This is a genomic window from Megasphaera geminata F0357 (assembly GCF_000239275.1).
In the GTDB taxonomy this organism is placed as follows: domain Bacteria; phylum Bacillota; class Negativicutes; order Veillonellales; family Megasphaeraceae; genus Megasphaera; species Megasphaera geminata.
Genome location: NZ_JH417587.1, coordinates 1 through 16,643 on the forward strand (window position 1 = coordinate 1; position 16,643 = coordinate 16,643).

The 16,643-nt window shown below is 49.4% G+C and carries 15 protein-coding genes and 3 tRNA genes; 16 read left to right on the top strand and 2 right to left on the bottom strand.

From position 1 onward, the window contains the following. Positions 1-74: 74 nt before the first annotated feature. From HMPREF0080_RS04375 to HMPREF0080_RS04420, 9 genes are all read left to right on the top strand, one after another. Positions 75-150 (top strand) — tRNA-Trp (locus HMPREF0080_RS04375). A 272-nt stretch (positions 151-422) separates the two neighbouring features. Continuing rightward, positions 423-1,676, top strand: a complete 1,254-nt coding sequence (locus tag HMPREF0080_RS04385; protein ID WP_006790049.1) for a pyridoxal phosphate-dependent aminotransferase — start codon at positions 423-425, stop codon at positions 1,674-1,676. 171 nt (positions 1,677-1,847) lie between these two features. After that, positions 1,848-3,101 (top strand): pyridoxal phosphate-dependent aminotransferase, encoded by a 1,254-nt coding sequence (locus HMPREF0080_RS04390; protein ID WP_040347247.1) that lies wholly within the window; start codon positions 1,848-1,850, stop codon positions 3,099-3,101. Positions 3,102-3,164: 63 nt separating this feature from the next. Beyond that, positions 3,165-3,983 (top strand): pyrroline-5-carboxylate reductase, encoded by an 819-nt coding sequence (gene proC, locus HMPREF0080_RS04395; RefSeq protein ID WP_006790051.1) that lies wholly within the window; start codon positions 3,165-3,167, stop codon positions 3,981-3,983. A 285-nt stretch (positions 3,984-4,268) separates the two neighbouring features. Continuing rightward, entirely contained in the window at positions 4,269-5,687 is a 1,419-nt protein-coding gene (locus HMPREF0080_RS04400) for an FAD-binding oxidoreductase (RefSeq protein WP_006790052.1), read from the top strand. Positions 5,688-5,800: 113 nt separating this feature from the next. Further along, positions 5,801-7,084 carry a nickel-dependent lactate racemase gene (larA, locus tag HMPREF0080_RS04405; protein WP_040347250.1) on the top strand — a complete coding sequence of 428 codons (1,284 nt, stop codon included), beginning with the start codon at positions 5,801-5,803 and terminating at the stop codon, positions 7,082-7,084. A gap of 96 nt (positions 7,085-7,180) precedes the next feature. Beyond that, complete coding sequence (locus HMPREF0080_RS04410) at positions 7,181-7,861, top strand: TerC family protein (RefSeq protein WP_006790054.1); 681 nt, start codon at positions 7,181-7,183, stop codon at positions 7,859-7,861. 70 nt (positions 7,862-7,931) lie between these two features. Next, a tRNA-Pro gene (locus HMPREF0080_RS04415) sits at positions 7,932-8,008 on the top strand. A gap of 51 nt (positions 8,009-8,059) precedes the next feature. After that, positions 8,060-8,151 (top strand) — tRNA-Ser (locus HMPREF0080_RS04420). A 73-nt stretch (positions 8,152-8,224) separates the two neighbouring features. On the opposite strand, the gene HMPREF0080_RS04425 is transcribed toward HMPREF0080_RS04420, so the two are convergent. Both HMPREF0080_RS04425 and HMPREF0080_RS04430 read right to left on the bottom strand, forming a co-directional pair. After that, positions 8,225-9,226, bottom strand: coding sequence for an Abi family protein (locus HMPREF0080_RS04425; RefSeq protein WP_006790055.1), 1,002 nt, complete (start codon positions 9,224-9,226; stop codon positions 8,225-8,227). A 192-nt stretch (positions 9,227-9,418) separates the two neighbouring features. After that, positions 9,419-9,628 carry a hypothetical protein gene (locus tag HMPREF0080_RS04430; RefSeq protein WP_040347252.1) on the bottom strand — a complete coding sequence of 70 codons (210 nt, stop codon included), beginning with the start codon at positions 9,626-9,628 and terminating at the stop codon, positions 9,419-9,421. Between the two features lie 181 nt (positions 9,629-9,809). Here HMPREF0080_RS04430 and HMPREF0080_RS04435 point away from each other — a divergent pair, with 181 nt between their 5' ends. The 7 genes from HMPREF0080_RS04435 (at position 9,810) to guaA (ending at position 16,505) form a co-directional block, all read left to right on the top strand. Then, a complete protein-coding gene (locus HMPREF0080_RS04435; RefSeq protein WP_006790057.1) occupies positions 9,810-10,967 on the top strand; it encodes an MFS transporter in 1,158 nt (385 codons plus the stop codon). A gap of 155 nt (positions 10,968-11,122) precedes the next feature. Further along, entirely contained in the window at positions 11,123-11,782 is a 660-nt protein-coding gene (gene deoC / locus HMPREF0080_RS04440) for a deoxyribose-phosphate aldolase (RefSeq protein WP_006790058.1), read from the top strand. Further along, positions 11,769-12,707, top strand: coding sequence for an MBL fold metallo-hydrolase (locus tag HMPREF0080_RS04445; protein ID WP_006790059.1), 939 nt, complete (start codon positions 11,769-11,771; stop codon positions 12,705-12,707). The genes deoC and HMPREF0080_RS04445 overlap by 14 nt, the downstream gene beginning before the upstream one ends. Next, complete coding sequence (locus tag HMPREF0080_RS04450; RefSeq protein WP_040347272.1) at positions 12,694-13,806, top strand: S1C family serine protease; 1,113 nt, start codon at positions 12,694-12,696, stop codon at positions 13,804-13,806. Before HMPREF0080_RS04445 ends, HMPREF0080_RS04450 begins: the two co-directional genes overlap by 14 nt. Next, the gene (rlmH, locus tag HMPREF0080_RS04455; protein WP_006790061.1) at positions 13,806-14,285 is read left to right on the top strand and encodes a 23S rRNA (pseudouridine(1915)-N(3))-methyltransferase RlmH; all 480 of its coding nucleotides are present in this window, start codon (positions 13,806-13,808) and stop codon (positions 14,283-14,285) included. Before HMPREF0080_RS04450 ends, rlmH begins: the two co-directional genes overlap by 1 nt. Positions 14,286-14,377: 92 nt before the next feature. After that, positions 14,378-14,863, top strand: coding sequence for a CBS domain-containing protein (locus HMPREF0080_RS04460; protein WP_006790062.1), 486 nt, complete (start codon positions 14,378-14,380; stop codon positions 14,861-14,863). 106 nt (positions 14,864-14,969) lie between these two features. Continuing rightward, positions 14,970-16,505, top strand: coding sequence for a glutamine-hydrolyzing GMP synthase (gene guaA / locus HMPREF0080_RS04465; RefSeq protein ID WP_006790063.1), 1,536 nt, complete (start codon positions 14,970-14,972; stop codon positions 16,503-16,505). Positions 16,506-16,643 lie beyond the last annotated feature (138 nt).

A 16,643-nucleotide genomic window follows, 5' to 3' on the forward strand; every position in this document is an offset into this window, starting at 1 on the left:
GAGACCCCCCGGGAGGATAGGTAGCCGCTGATTTTTATGAAAAGCCAAGATCGATTTCTTGGCTTTTCGTTCATAGGGGTATAGCTCAACTGGTAGAGTAGCGGTCTCCAAAACCGTTGGTTGAGGGTTCGAGTCCTTCTGCCCCTGCCAAAAACGGAGGGGTAGAAGTTCCATTGCGACTATACTCCTCGTCATGACTCGGTAGCTCAGCTGGATAGAGTGACTGACTACGAATCAGTAGGTCCATGGTTCGAATCCCTACCGGGTCACTAAAGAAGCCTCCGTACATTTTGTGCGGAGGCTTTTGTAATGGGACGACAGTATTGTTCTCCTATGTGTGTATATGTGTATACAATTCTTTTTTTATTGTATATGCTTCGATTGTATGATATAACTAAAGACAAACATAGGGGGTGTGATTTATGGTTGCGAGCGTTGCCGCTCCTCAGGCAAGAGGGAAATTTTCCGTCGATAAGATTTTAGGTGCAAATCAGCGTGCTAATAAACTGATTGACCGGCTCGGGCCGGAGGCTGTCATTAACGGCACCGTCGGAGCGATTATGGATGAAGACGGCCGGCTGGTTATGCTTAATGTCGTGAAAGAGGCGTTTGCTTCCTTGTCCGTTCGTGAAATGATTGCCTATGCTCCCATTCAGGGATACGGTGATTATTTGGACGATGTTATCGCTCAATGTTTCAGTCAATCCCGTCCGGACGGTTATATTAGAGCTTGTGCCACGTCGGGCGGTTCCGGTGTTATTCATCATGTCGTTCACAACTATTCCGAACCGGGTGATACGGTTTTGACAAGTGATTGGCACTGGGGAAACTATGATTCTATATGTAAGGATAACGGACGTAAGATTCGCGAATTTGAACTTTTTGATAAAACCGGCGTGTTTAATTTTTCCGACTTTAAGACGAAAGTTTCTGAAACGGCGGCAGTACAGTACAACACGGTTATACTCTTAAATTCTCCGGCTAATAATCCGACGGGCTTTGCGCTTTCCCCGGAAGATTGGGATAACGTGCTTGCTTTCCTGCAGGAAGTTACGGCCGGGCAGGATAAGAATATTATCCTCGTCCCCGATGTGGCCTATCTTGATTACAGCGGCGAAAAGGAAGAATGCCGCCGGTTCTTTAAGAAATTCGGCAATCTGCCCTCCAATATCTTTGTCATTGTCGCCTATACGCTCAGCAAGGGGTTTACGATGTACGGCCAACGCATGGGGGCTATGATTGGTATCAGCAGCGATAAAGACGTAATTGATGAATTTGTTGCCGTTAATCAATATACCAACCGGGCTACGTGGTCCAATTCAAACAGCGCCGCTATGAAGGCGATGGTCCATATTTGCGGGGATTCCGCGCGAATTAAAAAACTGGATGCTGAACGCTCGCAGTATTATGCGCTTATTAAGGAGAGGGCCGAGCTTTTTATGAAAGAAGCCGATGCCTGCGGTCTTACATATCTTCCTTACTTATCGGGGTTCTTTATGACGCTTCCCGTCTCAGCGCCGCAGCAAGTTGTCGATGACTTGGAAAGGAAACATATTTTTCTCGTTCCGTTGGGCAAAGGGATCCGTCTTGCCGTTTGTTCTCTGCCTAAAAATAAACTCAGAGGATTGGCCGCGGAAATTAAAAAATCTGTCGACGCGTGCGGCATTACGCAATAATTATGTGTCTGTAACCTCTCGATATACGGGAGGTTATTTTTTGTGTTTTTCATACAAGCGTTTGTTTTTTATGATGCCGCGTGTATAAGTCATATACGGCCTCGTGTGTTGTAAAGGCCTGCTGTTGTATGGTATAACTAAATGTATAAACAGATAAGGGGGATTGGATCCATGATGAAGAGTGTTGCGGCTCCGCAGGCATCGGCTAAATTTTCGGAAGACAAAATTTTCGGTGCCAACAACCGTGCTACCGCATTGGCCGAAAAATTGGGTGCAGATAAGGTTATTAACGGTACTGTCGGCTCCATTTTGGATGAAGACGGCAATCTCGTTATGCTTGATGTTGTACAAAAAGCCTTTAACGCCCTGACAACGCGCGAAATTATTGCCTATGCGCCTATTCAGGGCTATGATGACTATTTGTCCGCCGTTATTGATCAGTGTTTCGGCGAATCCAACCCGGAAGGCTATGTGCGGGCTTGCGCCACATTTGGCGGTTCCGGCGCGCTTCATCATGTCATTCACAACTATTCGGAAAGAGGCGATGAAATCCTGACCAGTGATTGGCATTGGGATGCATACGGTTCCATGTGTACGGATAACGGCCGTACATTGCGTGAATTTCTTCTTCTTGACGATAAAGGGGCTTTTAATTTCAGAGATTTCCGGGCCCACGTAAGGGACCTTATAAGTAAGCAGTTGAATACAGTCATTATCATGAATTCTCCCGCCAATAATCCGACGGGCTTCGCCCTTTCCGATGGGGACTGGGATAATGTCCTCGCCTTTCTGAAAGAGAGTGTTGCCGGGAAAGATAAGAATATTATCCTCGTTCCCGATGTGGCCTATCTTGATTACAGCGGCGAAAAACAGGCATGTCGCCGGTTCTTTAAGAAATTCGGCAATTTACCGGATAATATTCTTGTCGTCATTGCTTATACGCTCAGCAAAGGCTTTACGATGTACGGGCAGCGTATAGGGGCCATGATCGGCGTTACGGCAAATAAGGAAGTTGCCGATGAATTTGTTGCGATTAACCGGTATTCCAGCCGTGCCACCTGGTCCAACTCGAACGGTGCGGCAATGAAAGCGATGGTTCGTATTTGCAGTGATCCCGAAAAAGTCAATGAACTTGACGCGGAACGGGCTGAATATTTTACTCTCATAAAAGAACGGGCCGAACTCTTTATGAAGGAAGCGGATGCCTGCGGTCTTACATATTTGCCGTACATGTCGGGTTTCTTTATAACGATTCCCCTGACGGGGGCGCAGGCGGTAGCGGATGATTTGGAAAAAGAACATATCTTCCTTGTGCCGCTTGATAAAGGGATACGCCTTGCTGTCTGCTCCGTGTCGAAAAAGAAAATACAAGGACTGGCGGCGAAGATTAAGGCGGCTTTGGATAAAACGGGTATTACGCAGTAAAAATCTCTCCGAGCATAGCGGAAGTCATCTCCGTTATGCTCTTTTAATGAAAGGGTGGAAAGCATGTTTCAAAAAATAGGTATTTGCGGTATCGGTAAGATGTGGTATGCGATCGGAAAAGGTATTGCCGCGTCGAGGCTACTGGGTAGAGGCGGCCTTCTTCTTTATAATATTCATAATGAAAAAGCGATAAAGGCGGCAAACGAGTTCGGCCCGGTTGCTTCCGTTGCCGCTGAAGTGACGGCGATGGCGGCAGAAGCAGACGTATTTATCCTGGCGGTCAAACCGAATACGGTCCCTTCCGTATTGACGGCAATCGCCCCTGTATTCAAAGAGGGAAGTATCCTGCTTTCCGTTGCGGCCGGCGTCGATATGAAAACTATGGCTTTTTATTTGCCTGCAAAAACGAAGATTGTACGCGCTATGCCGAATACGCCGGTTATAGTCGGTGCAGGCATGACCTCGCTCACGCCGAACAACGAAGTAAGGCCTGAAGAAACGGATGACATTATAGAAATTTTCCGCTCTTTCGGCCGGGCTGAAATTGTGGAGGAACATCTTATCGATGCCGTTGTCGGTGTCAGCGGCAGCAGTCCGGCTTATACCTATATGTTTATTGAAGCGCTGGCGGACGGGGCCGTCCGGGCGGGACTGGCACGCGCCGAAGCGTATACTTTTGCGGCGCAGACGGTCATGGGGGCGGCGAAGATGGTTTTGGAAACGGGCCTCCATCCGGGTAAATTGAAAGATGCCGTATGCTCTCCCGGCGGTACGACCATTGAGGCAGTTCGGACATTGGAAAACAACGGCTTTCGCACCGCCGTTATGGAGGCAGTCATAACGGCGGCTGAAAAGAATCATCGTATGAGCCGTGAAAAATAAGGTATGACGGAGATCCTGTATTTAAAGAAATTAACTATGATATACTTTCGATGAATAAACAGACGTTCCAAACGGCAAAATTGATATATATCTAAAGTAGATAGTAGATTTACGAAGCAGAACTAAAACGCTATAATATATGTGGCGGACAGCGGCTTATTGAACAAGGAGGCGTTTTGTGTCCGCTGCTTTAACGTGTATCAATAAAAGCTTTTATACAGCTTTATGTCTCCGCGTTAGCTCGGAGAGGGATACTTTTATACAATCCTATTGGAGGTATTAAGCATGTCAAAAGGTTTAGTCACAGCTGAGATTATTGAAGAATTAAAGAAAATCGTGGGTGAAAAGTATGTCTATACGGATAAGGATAAACTTGACCCGTACAGTCATGATGAAGTAACGGACCCTCATTATATGAAAGAGGCACAGGTAGTTGTCCTTCCGGCGACCACCGAAGAAGTTTCCAAAGTCGTTAAACTCTGTTATGATAACGACATCGTCATGGTTCCCCGTGCGGCCGGTACCGGTCTTGCAGCCGGCGCCGTAGCTATTTTCGGCGGTGTTATCATCTCTATTGAACGGATGAATAAAATTGTTGAAATTGATAAAGCCAACATGGTGGTCGTTGCCGAACCGGGTATTACAACGGCAGCTCTTCAGGACGCCGTTAATAAAGAAGGTCTCTTTTACGCAGGCGATCCCTGTAGCGGGGACTCCTGTTTCATCGGCGGTAACGTCGCGACTAATGCCGGCGGCAACCGTGCCGTCAAATACGGCGTAACCCGTGATCAGGTTATGGGTATCGAAGTTGTTACGCCGTCCGGCGAAGTGGTTCAGCTCGGCGGCAAATTCCGTAAAAACGCTACAGGCTATATGCTGATGCATCTCTATATCGGGTCCGAAGGTACTCTCGGCATTATCACAAAGGTTTACTTGAAACTGGTCGCTTTGCCGAAATACGAAATGGATCTGCTGGCCGTATTCGACAATCTTGACGCTGCCATTGCCCTGACGCCGAAGGTTATGAATGCCGGTATTACCCCGGTTTGCGTGGAATTTATGGATAACGCCTCCATCAAACAGGTTGAAGTGTTCCTTAATGAAAAGCTGCAGCATTCCGATGTGGGCAACTATATTATCATTCAGATTGCCGGTGACAGCGAAGACGTATTGGACGACCAGTGCATGATAATTGACGAACTGGCCCGTGAAAACGGCGCGCTCGACGTCTTGGTGGCGGATAAGGACAAGATTTGGAAATCCCGCAAAGCGTATCTTGAAGCGGATCGCCAGAGGAGCCTTGTATTCTCCATGGAAGATATTGTCGTGCCGATGACGGAAATTCCGGGCGCCGTACAGCAAATTTCACGTTTAGCCGAAAAATACGATGTTGCTATGCATTGTGCCGGACACTGCGGTGACGGTAACGTACATATCGACATCCTGAAAGATGATCGCACACAGGAAGAATGGGAAGAAATGCTTCCGAAAATTCAGAAAGAAATCTATGCCCTCGTGTACAGCCTGGGCGGCCGTCTCTCCGGTGAGCACGGCATCGGTTTCAAACGTGCCCAATTGATGAAAGAATACATGGATCCCGTGGAAATGGAACTCATGCGTTCCGTTAAGAAAGCGCTCGATCCGAAGAATATTATGAACCCGGGCAAAGTAGTCGACGTAAACGACGAAATTCCCGTACAATAATATCGCCGCATACGCTGAAGGGGCAGGGAAGGGCATGAAGCCTTGTCCCTGCCCCGTTTTATCAGTCGTTTAATGATAACCTTGTCTTATAAACCGGAAAGGATGTGTTGTTCGTGAAAAAATTTGAAGTACCGTTTGCTAAAGAGAAAATCACGTTTGAACTGCCTGATGAACAGGTGGCAGGCGTGCTTCTTTCGAGAGCCCATGAATATAAGGCGCCTAAGTCGGAGGCGGAACTCGTCGCCGATGCTCTGGCTAATCCCATCGGCGCTCCCCGATTGAGTGAACTCTCTAAAGGGAAGCGGACGTGTACGATTATCTCCAGTGACCACACCCGTCCCGTCCCGAGCCATGTTATCATGCCGCAGCTCCTGGCGGAGCTCCGCCGGGGCAATCCGGATATTGAAATTACTATTCTTGTAGCTACCGGTATGCATCGGCCGACAACACATGAAGAATTAGTCGATAAATACGGTGCCGAAATTGCCGATAGGGAACACATCGTCATCCATCAGAGCCGTATTGATGAAGATATGGTCAGTATAGGCACGTTGCCGTCCGGCGGCGAATGCCTCCTCAACAAGTGGGCCGTTAATACGGATCTACTCGTAGCGGAAGGATTTATTGAACCGCATTTCTTTGCGGGCATGTCCGGCGGCAGAAAATCCGTTTTACCCGGTGTTGCCAGCAAGATAACAGTGCTTGCCAACCATTGTTCCGAATTCATTGACAGCCCTTACGCGCGTACGGGCATCCTTGAAGGGAACCCCATTCACCGCGATATGCTCTATGCGGCGAAAGTCGCTAAATTAGCTTTTATTTGCAATGTTGTTATTGATGCGGAAAAGAAGGTTATTGCCGCTTTTGCGGGCGACAGTGAAGAAGCTCACTGTAAAGGTGTCGAATTTGAAATGTCCTTGGCAGGCGTTAAGCCTGTGCCGGCGGATATCGTCGTGACGACGAACGGCGGGTATCCTCTTGACCAGAATATTTATCAGTCCGTTAAGGGCATGACGGCGGCTGAAGCAACCTGTAAGGAAGGCGGCGTCATTATCGACTGCACGGCCTGCAATGACGGACATGGCGGCGAAGATTTTTTCAATACGCTGAAAAATGCGGCGGATTTACAGAAAGCGATGGATGAAATCCTCGCCCGCGATCGTAATGAAACGATTTTCGATCAGTGGGAATCGCAGATTCTCCTGCGCCTTCTTCTGCATTTCCATATTATACTGGTTACGCAGGCGCCGCGTGAAATGGTTGAGGCTATGCACCTGACATATGCTGAGAATATTGACGAAGCGTTTAAATTGGCTAAAGACTATTTGGCTGGAAAAGGCGTTAACGATCCGAAAGTCACGGTTATCCCCGACGGCGTATCGGTTATCGTGAAATAATGCCAAGCGGCGCCAGGACAGAGGAACCTGTACGGTTCCTCTGTTTTCATTGCTGTGGTATAATTAGCTACATTTCGAAAGAGAGGAAGCGACACAGTGGAAGTTGAACTTATACATGATATCTGGGTTGTTGCTCAGGTCGTTCTTTTGGATTTAGCCTTGGGCGGTGATAATTCTATTGTCATCGGCATGGCCTGTAAAAGCCTGCCCCATGACATGCAGAAAAAAGCAATTATTTACGGTACGGCAGGGGCCATTATACTGCGCTTCATCATGGCGGCGGCCGTCGTCTGGCTTTTGCAGATACCTTACCTGCATACCGTAGGCGGCGTACTCCTCGTCTTTATCGGCATGAAGCTGATCGGCAAACAGGAAACGGAAGAAGCGGTGCATGTCGACGCCAAAAAATCGATGTCGGGAGCTGTCAGAACTATTATTGCGGCCGATGCCCTCATGAGTCTTGATAATGTTCTCGGCATCGTCGGTGCGACAGGCGGCCACATGGGGCTTCTGGTCTTCGGCATGATTATTTCCGTGCCTATCATTATTTTCGGCAGTGCCGTCGTTATTAAGGTGATGCATAAATTCCCCGTGCTCATCTATTTAGGCGGGCTCATTCTCGGCTGGGCGGCCGGTTCGATGGTTGCGGCCGATGAATACCTGGGACTTGCCCGGGAAACGGGTTTGTACGTGAAAATCGCCTTAACGGCCGTGACCGCTCTCGGCGGTTTCGCATGGAATCATATTGCGGCAAAGCCGGATACAAAGGGCGTATAAACGCCTGCGGCGGTGCCTGCCGTTGCTTGACAAGGTATGGGAAAGTTGATACTATATATAAGTCAGGTAACGGGGCGTGGCGCAGTTTGGTAGCGCGCTTGGTTCGGGACTAAGAGGCCGCAGGTTCGAATCCTGTCGCCCCGACCATATTCACATTATATGCCGTCCCGGGGCATAACAGAATGATGTGGAGTACAGGGAGAGTTGTCCGAGTGGCTTAAGGAGCATGATTGGAAATCATGTGTGCGGTGAACTCCGTACCCAGGGTTCAAATCCCTGACTCTCCGCCATAACGTAAGAAAGAGACTGCATTTGCAGTCTCTTTTTGTTTGGTTTCGTTGTCCTTCGGTTATTAAGTGTTTTCTACGTCTTTACATACATTAACTCATTATAAAATTGCGTGAATCTGTTTTTTATATCCGCCGGCATCTCTGTGATTTTGGCATAATCTTCATACATTTGATTTTGAATAGATTCTTTTTTTAAAAGCAGCAGAAAGTCCTGTGCGAATGTGGCTTTCAGGTGCGCCGAGTCAAGCAGTACAATCATGGAAAGCATAGCGCCGTAGACGCCGAGCAGTGCTTTTTTGTCTTCCGCCGGCACTCTTTTGTTTTTTGAGACTAACAAAGGGCTGCCCAGTAAAGTCGATAAAATCTTTGGAGACGGGCAATATAAGGGCTCCGTCCGCAGTTCGGTGAAGTTTAAATTGTGGGCGACGCAATTACGGAAAGTCCGAACGGTATTCATCATACGTAAAACCAAATCGACCTGCTGATCCATGGGAAGACTGTTCTGTATCAGCCTGCTTACAAATTTATATTTGAGATCGCTGTGTAACAGGTCGTATAGATTTATCACATTCCCCAGAGAGATATTTTTGAAGAGTATCCACGGAGGAATATGATTGTGGTGCCGTTTGTAATACCGCGTCGGGTTCTTTATGGCATTGGAATTGATCCAGCGGGTAATACGATATTTTACGTCGGCAAATGAAATATTCGCGCTGTTGGTCGGTTTGTAGTAATATTTTTTCAAATAATCTTTTATGTCAACACCGCAGTGCTCAGCCAGTGTATAGCTGAATTTTGTTTTAAATATGGCTTCGACCAAAACACTGTACTTCATAATAAAAAATTGAATATCCCTGTCGAAAAGTGCGAAATTATAAAGATATTCAATGGATACATCGTCTATGAAGTGATGCGCATCCACCATGAAGTATCGTTTATACCGATTGATTAAATCATAATAAGAAAGGGTACTGAGGGCGTATTCTGCAAACTCATAGTTTTTTATGATTAACCCGCGTGATTGGAGGAGGTTAATCTGTTGTGAGTATGAAAAAAAAGGCTTGTCAAACTGCATAAAGTCCTCCACGGATAATAAAAAGCCCCACTACCGAAAGTAGCGGGGCCGGTGCCCAACACACGAAACGTGCTGAAAGCTTTTCACTACTTAAAGTATAGCACAGATTTTGATTTCGTCAAAGTCTTTTTGAAAGACTTTACGGCGTTTCAGATATTTTCCACAGACGGGGCTGTTTTTATTTGCCCGATCCTATTCAAAATCATCCATAAGCTGTATGGAAGAAGAATGGACATAATACAGTTTGCCCTCATGGAAGATGCCCACGTACCTGTCCGGCAGAGTTTTGTTTTTCGTAAAGTTTTCGATCCACCAGGACATGGCGTTGCTGTTTTCGATGTCCGAATTTGATGCGGTTAAATTGACCCATTTGCCGCCGAGGCAAGCACAAATACTATCCATAATGGGCACCTCCTTTTAGTACATATTAGCATGGAAAAACGGAGCGATGACAAAACAATATAGTTTTGATAATAATTATGTTTTTACCGTAAAACTTTCTGTTCCTTCCAGACACGTTGAGGCGTATAATAGATGCAACAATGAATAAAACGCCGTAAAGGAGTCAGTTACAGTGAAACGAATGGATCCCCATGTATACCTTTTTTCGTTGGGTCACTTTTCCGTAGATTGGGTACAGGGCGGCATACCTGCATTGTTGCCTTATTTTATCTCTGTTTGCCATTTATCTTATCGTGATGCGACGGCATTGCTCCTGGGAAATGTCCTTCTCGCATCGGTTGTACAACCTGTTTTCGGTTATTATTCCGACAAGGTTTCCAAGCCCTGGTTCGTACCCTTCGGGCCGGTCCTGAGCGGCATATCTTTCAGCATGCTTGCCTTTACAACGGACTATTGGCTTATTTTCCTCTGCGCCATGCTCAGCGGTCTCGGCTCGTCCATTTATCACCCCGAAGGGGCGCGGATGGTGAATCAGATTGCGGGAGAACAGAAGGGGAAGGCCTTAGGGACCTTTTCGGTCGGCGGTAACGGGGGCTTCGCCGCCGGTCCTGTCGTAGCGGGACTTTGTGCGTACGCTTTTGATATTCACGGCCTCGTCGTCTTCGGTATCGTCAATCTGCTTATTGCCGCACTTCTTTATACCCGCATCCCCTGTGTATTGAAAAAAATAGCGGCGAATGTACGCGCGGAGACTCGCGCCCATATTACCGAAACGAGGAAAAATGACTGGCATTCGTTCGGCAAGCTGACGGTCGTTATTTTTGCCAGATCCATCGGGTTTGCCCTCTGTAATTCCTTTATCCCCCTGTATTGGATTTCCGTTCTCGGCACGTCGGCAACGCAAGGAAGTTTTGCGCTGGCCCTTCTTTTCGGCATCGGTGTAATCGGAACGTATGCGGGCGGACTGCTTTCGGATCATATCGGCTTCGTAAAAGTTATGCGCCTGGCCTTTCTCATCATGGTGCCGGCCATGTTTTTTTTCGCCAACAGCAGCCATGTTTTTTTATCGACACTCCTGTTGTTGCCGGTCGGGTTCGGCCTTTTTACACCTTATAGTGCGATTGTTGTCCTGGGGCAGACCTTTCTCGGCAAGAACGTCGGGTTTGCATCGGGCATTACCCTCGGCCTGAGTGTTACTGTCGGGGGTATTCTCACGCCTTTCGTCGGCTGGGCCGCCGATATTTGGGGAATCCCGGCGGCTCTTCAGATCCTCTGGATTTGTGCGGCTGCGGGAGCGGTCTTCACTTTCCTTATCAAGGAACCGGAGGGTACGGGCTAAGGTCCGGCGGAAGAGGGGTGCCGCAATTGTTTCGCACAAGTAAGAAAAACACGGTGCGGCATGCATAATTTGTATGTAAGCCATACCGATTTTATCTATATGTGGTATAATATCAGCGTAATTGAGGATTTATTATAGTTTAAAGGGGAAACAGTATGACCATTGAATCTTATATCGATCACACGAACCTGAAACCCGACGCGACACCGGCTGATATTGTCAGGCTCTGCGATGAAGCCAAAAGGTACAGGTTTGCTTCCGTTTGCGTTAATTCGTCGTACGTGCCGCTGGCCAGACGGGAACTGTCGGGTACTTATGTACGCATTGCGTCGGTTGTCGGCTTTCCGCTCGGTGCTGCAGCTTCTTGCGTCAAAGCGGCTGAAACGGCCTTTGCCGTCGCTAACGGCGCCGATGAGATAGACATGGTCATCAATGTGGGACAGGCAAAGGCGGAAAACTGGGATTATGTTCAGGACGATATAAGCGGTGTCGTCCGTGCTGCGGACGGGCGGATTGTTAAGGCCATTCTGGAAACCGGACTGCTTACGGATGTGGAGAAAGAAGAGGCCTGCCGTGCCGCCGTTAAGGCCGGGGCCCGTTTTGTGAAAACTTCAACGGGCTTCGGCCCGGGCGGGGCGACGACGGACGACATCAAACTCATGAAGCGGGTTATCGGGCTACGTGCCTGCATCAAGGCGTCCGGCGGTATTCATGATTATAAGACGGCCCGGCAAATGATTGCGGCCGGAGCGGATCGTATCGGGGCCAGTGCGGGCATAGCCATCGTCGAAGGAGAAGCCGGTGAACAAATCTGAAAATTTTCTTGAAATGTATGCCCTGTCCGTGCAGGCTGCGCGGCAGCAGAAAATACCCGGGGATATATCTCCCATATTCCCTGACATTGCGGAAGATGAGGAGCGGACGGATGAGTGCTGCGGTACTTGTTCGGTCAGCGTCCTTGCCAGCGGCAGCGGGGGTAATGCAACTTTTATCCGCTGCGGCAGGACCAAGATCCTCATCGACGCCGGCATCAGCTATAGCCGTATGGTACAGGAACTGGCCGGACGGCAGTGTGCGCCGGAGGATATAGATGCCGTTTTTTTGACGCATGAACATACGGATCATGTCCGGGGACTGCCGCTCTTTTTTAAACATACGCGTATGCCGGTTTATACGACCGAAGAAACGTGGCGGGCCATGGGCAAGACGGCGGCCAACGGTGCCGGCCGTTTTGTGCCGCTTACAAAACTGGTCGGTATCGGCGACGTCTGCGTCGTCCCTTTTGACATCCCGCATGATGCGGCCCGGCCCGTAGGGTATGCCGTCTATTACGGGGACAAGAAGATTACCTATGCAACCGATTTGGGACGGGTCACACCGACTGTAGCGGCAGCGGCGGCCCATGCGGATATTCTCATTCTTGAGGCCAACCATGATGAAGAGATGGTGCGCAAGGGGCCTTATCCCTATCACCTGCAGCAGCGTATTCTCGGCAGTTACGGCCACTTGTCCAATAGGGCTTCGGCTGAACTGCTGGCCCGTTTGCCGCAAAAGAAGATGATGAAAGTTTTTCTGTCGCATCGCAGCGAGAAGAATAACGCGCCTGCACAGGTTATAAAGACCGTGAAGGATGTGTTCGGACGGAGCGGTAAAAGCCTGGGGCAGGATGTACTCGTTCGTTTGGCTTGCCGCCGCAGTGCCGTTCGCTTTGATGAAAAGGGGGAGAATAATGTCTCATAAACATGCAGCGGCCGCGGTTGCGGCCGTGATTTTAATCGGTGCCGCAGGATTCGGCGGATATTTCTACCATGATATGGTGAGCAGGAATGACAAGGTGCCCGTACAGGTGCAAACGGCGGACGGCAAGGCGGAGACGTTATCGGATGCGCGCAATACGGCTGTCGTGCAGGCGGTTAAAAAGGTCAGCCCCGCTGTCGTCGGCATTACGACGAAAGTCTATGACCGCGATATTTTTAACCGTCAGGTTCTTGTCGGTGAAGGTATAGGTTCGGGGATTATTTTCGATAAAGATGGGTATATAGCGACGAACAACCATGTCGTCGGGACCAATAAAACGGTTATCGTTTCCCTGGCGGACGGAAGGACGACGGACGGGACGGTTGTCGGAACGGATGCGCGGACCGACCTGGCCGTCGTCAAAATAGATCTGGATAATCTCACTGCAGCGTCTTGGGGAGACAGCGATACCTTGCAGGTCGGTGAACCGGCTATTGCTATCGGCAATCCTCTGGGGCTTGAGTTCCAGGGTACCGTTACGGCCGGCGTCATCAGCTCTTTAAACAGAACCATTGCCGGTGAAGGGCAGTCGATGGAACTTATTCAAACCGATGCGGCTATCAATCCTGGTAATTCCGGCGGGGCTCTCGTTGACGCGGACGGCGAGGTCATCGGCATTAACAGTGCCAAGATTTCCAAAGAAGGTGTTGAAGGCCTGGGATTTGCCATTCCTGTCAATACGGCCCGTCCCATCCTGGCGGAGCTCATTAAAAACGGCCGCGTTATCCGCCCGTACCTCGGCCTCTACGGCCTCGATAAGAGGATGGCCGCCCGCTTCGGCATGAACTTTGATGTCAAAGGCATTTATGTGTATAAACTCGTCGTCGGCGGGCCGCTCGACGGGTCGGGAATCCGGCACGGCGATATTATCACAAAAATAGATGATAAACCGGTCAATGATTATATGGCTCTGCAGAAAATCGTTGAGTCCTATCGCGTCGGTGATACGGTTACGGTCACCTACCTTCGTGACGGCGATGAACATACGGCGAAGATTATGCTGCAGGAGTTGTCGCCGCAAATGGGAAACGACAATAACTGATGAAATACCATATTATCGGCAGCGGAAAAATCAAAGAGCCCTATTTAGCCGCAGGCATAAGCGAATTTCTCAAACGCCTGACTCCTTACGGGCAAGTGAAAGTAACGGAAACGGCTGAAGAACGGATGCCGGAAAACCCGTCGGCCGCGCAAAAGCGTCAGGTATTGGAAAAAGAAGGAACCCGTCTTTTAAAATATGTCCGCGAAGGCTCGTATCTTTTTGTCCTCGATGTGGCAGGGGACCTTATTTCGTCGGAAGAGCTGGCCGAGACCTTGGCCGCCTTGTCTTTGCGCGGGTACAGCGAATTCTCCTTTATTATCGGCGGGCCTTTCGGCCTTTCCGAAGCGGTGCGCAAACGGGCGGATACATGCATTTCCTTCGGCCGCATTACCCTGACGCACCAAATGATACGCATGGTGCTTTTGGAGCAGCTGTACAGGGCGGTTAAGATTCAGCGGCACGAGCCGTATCATTTATAGTTTCAAAAGAAGAATTTTCCCACTTTCGGGGAAATATAGTATAATACAGGTATAACATTCGATCGCATTGATATAGCAAAGAGGTGAATACTATGAGCGAACGAACAGCTTCGGATATTATGGAGAAGGTCTTTGTAACGGCCCATCCGGATACGGCGGTTTTCGATTTGGTGCAGATGTTTGTTAAAAACAAAATCACGTCGATTCCCATCGTCAATGACGACAGTACGTTGGCGGGTATCGTAACGGATGCGGATTTGCTGTATAAAAAGATCAAACCGCATGTTCCCCACTACGTCAATCTTCTCGGCGCCAGCATTTATTACAACGGCATCAGTGAATACGACAAGAGCTTTAAAAAGCTCATGGCCTGTAGCAGTAAAGACCTGATGACAAAGGACGTTATCATTGCCGCACCCGACGCGGATGTGGAACAACTGGCCGGCGTCATGGTGGCTGAACACTTGAAGGTCATTCCTATTGTCGATAACAAACGGTGTGTCGGGCTTGTAACGCGCCGCTCCATTCTCGACGAGCTCTACAGAGAATACGATGAAGAAATGAAGAGCACAACCTGAGTAACCTGTAAAAGGCAATCCCGTCGGATTGCCTTTTTGTGGTATAATATGAAAACGGTTGAACCGTATTGAAGATAATCATACTGTGGGAGAGGCAGGGCTATTGATGGATACGAAAGAGCTTATTATCGTCGTTTTCTTCGGCGGCCAGTATAATCAGTTAATCGCGCGCCGCGTCAGAGAAAATCACGTGTACTGCGAGGTATACCCTTATAATAAAGCGGTTGAGAAGATTGAGGAGCTTCGGCCGCGCGGTATTATTTTTACGGGCGGCCCGAACAGTGTATATGAAGAAAATGCGCCTGAAATCGATGAGGCCGTATTCAGGCAGGATATCCCCGTGCTCGGACTGTGCTACGGCATGCAGCTTATGGCGCATAGCCTCGGCGGGCAGGTAAAGCGGGCGGACCGGCGTGAATTCGGCAAAACGGCGATAACGGTTGATACGGCATCTCCTCTCTTTAAGGGCCTGGCGGCAGAAGAAACCGTCTGGATGAGCCATACGGATTACGTGTCCGATATCCCGGCAGGCTTTAAAATTGCGGCGCATACGGAAAATTGCCCCGTTGCAGCCATGCAGGACGAAAAAAGAAAGCTTTATGCCATGCAGTACCATCCGGAAGTCCTGCATACGGTGCACGGCAGGGAAATGCTCCGGAATTTCCTCTTTGAGATCTGCCGCTGCAGCGGTTCCTGGACGATGGCCAACTATGCCGGGCAAGCGATTGAAGACGTACGCCGTACCGTAGGCGGTGGCCGGGTCGTGCTTGCTCTTTCCGGCGGCGTGGACAGCTCCGTCGCGGCGGCCCTCATTTCCAAAGCCGTCGGCAGTCAGCTTACGTGTATCTTTGTTGACCACGGTCTCATGAGAAAGAATGAGGGCGATGAAGTGGAAGCGGCATTTAAAGACTCGGGCATGAACTTTATCCGCGTCGATGTGGCCGAACGGTTTCTCAGCCGTTTGAAAGGCGTAACCGATCCGGAAAGGAAACGTAAGATCATCGGGGAAGAATTTATCCGCGTCTTCGAAGACGAAGGGCGAAAAATCGGCGCCGTCGACTTCCTCGCGCAGGGCACGATTTATCCGGACATCATTGAATCGGGCGCAGGGGATGCGGCCGTTATCAAGAGCCATCATAACGTCGGCGGCCTGCCGGCGGTCGTCGACTTCAAAGGCCTCGTTGAACCGCTGCGCAACCTTTTTAAGGATGAAGTGCGCGAGCTCGGTGAAGAATTGGGCCTGGCGGACTACCTCGTTTGGCGGCAGCCGTTCCCCGGTCCGGGCCTGGCGATCCGCGTCATGGGTGAAATTACGGAAGAAAAACTGGGAATACTGCGCGATGCCGACGCCATATTCCGCGAAGAAATCACCGCTGCCGGCCTGGATCGTTCCATCGACCAGTATTTTGCGGTCCTCACAGACAACCGCTCCGTCGGCGTCATGGGCGACTTCCGCACCTACGACTACACCCTGGCCCTGCGCGGCGTCACGACAACGGATTTCATGACCGCCGACTGGGCAAGAATCCCGTACGATGTCCTCGACAAAATCTCAAGCCGCATCGTCAACGAAGTGGCACACATCAACAGGATCGTCTACGACATAACCGGCAAGCCCCCTTCGACGATCGAGTGGGAATAGAACGAAAAAATCACAGAAATGGCTTTAAACAAGGCTTTTGGAGCCTATTGAAATGAGCAACTGGGACAAAATTGGGTAAAGATTTCAAAAAGAATAATCTTAATAATTGTTCTAAGTGGCTTGCATTTGAATATAAAA

Coding starts and splice junctions, on each gene's coding strand:
- HMPREF0080_RS04430 (WP_040347252.1), bottom strand. CDS start 9,628: ATGGATAGTATTTGTGCTTGCCTCGGCGGCAAATGGGTCAATTTAACC.
- HMPREF0080_RS04425 (WP_006790055.1), bottom strand. CDS start 9,226: ATGCAGTTTGACAAGCCTTTTTTTTCATACTCACAACAGATTAACCTC.
- HMPREF0080_RS04390 (WP_040347247.1), top strand. CDS start 1,848: ATGATGAAGAGTGTTGCGGCTCCGCAGGCATCGGCTAAATTTTCGGAA.
- deoC (WP_006790058.1), top strand. CDS start 11,123: ATGACCATTGAATCTTATATCGATCACACGAACCTGAAACCCGACGCG.
- rlmH (WP_006790061.1), top strand. CDS start 13,806: ATGAAATACCATATTATCGGCAGCGGAAAAATCAAAGAGCCCTATTTA.
- guaA (WP_006790063.1), top strand. CDS start 14,970: ATGGATACGAAAGAGCTTATTATCGTCGTTTTCTTCGGCGGCCAGTAT.
- HMPREF0080_RS04385 (WP_006790049.1), top strand. CDS start 423: ATGGTTGCGAGCGTTGCCGCTCCTCAGGCAAGAGGGAAATTTTCCGTC.
- HMPREF0080_RS04400 (WP_006790052.1), top strand. CDS start 4,269: ATGTCAAAAGGTTTAGTCACAGCTGAGATTATTGAAGAATTAAAGAAA.
- HMPREF0080_RS04435 (WP_006790057.1), top strand. CDS start 9,810: ATGGATCCCCATGTATACCTTTTTTCGTTGGGTCACTTTTCCGTAGAT.
- HMPREF0080_RS04460 (WP_006790062.1), top strand. CDS start 14,378: ATGAGCGAACGAACAGCTTCGGATATTATGGAGAAGGTCTTTGTAACG.
- proC (WP_006790051.1), top strand. CDS start 3,165: ATGTTTCAAAAAATAGGTATTTGCGGTATCGGTAAGATGTGGTATGCG.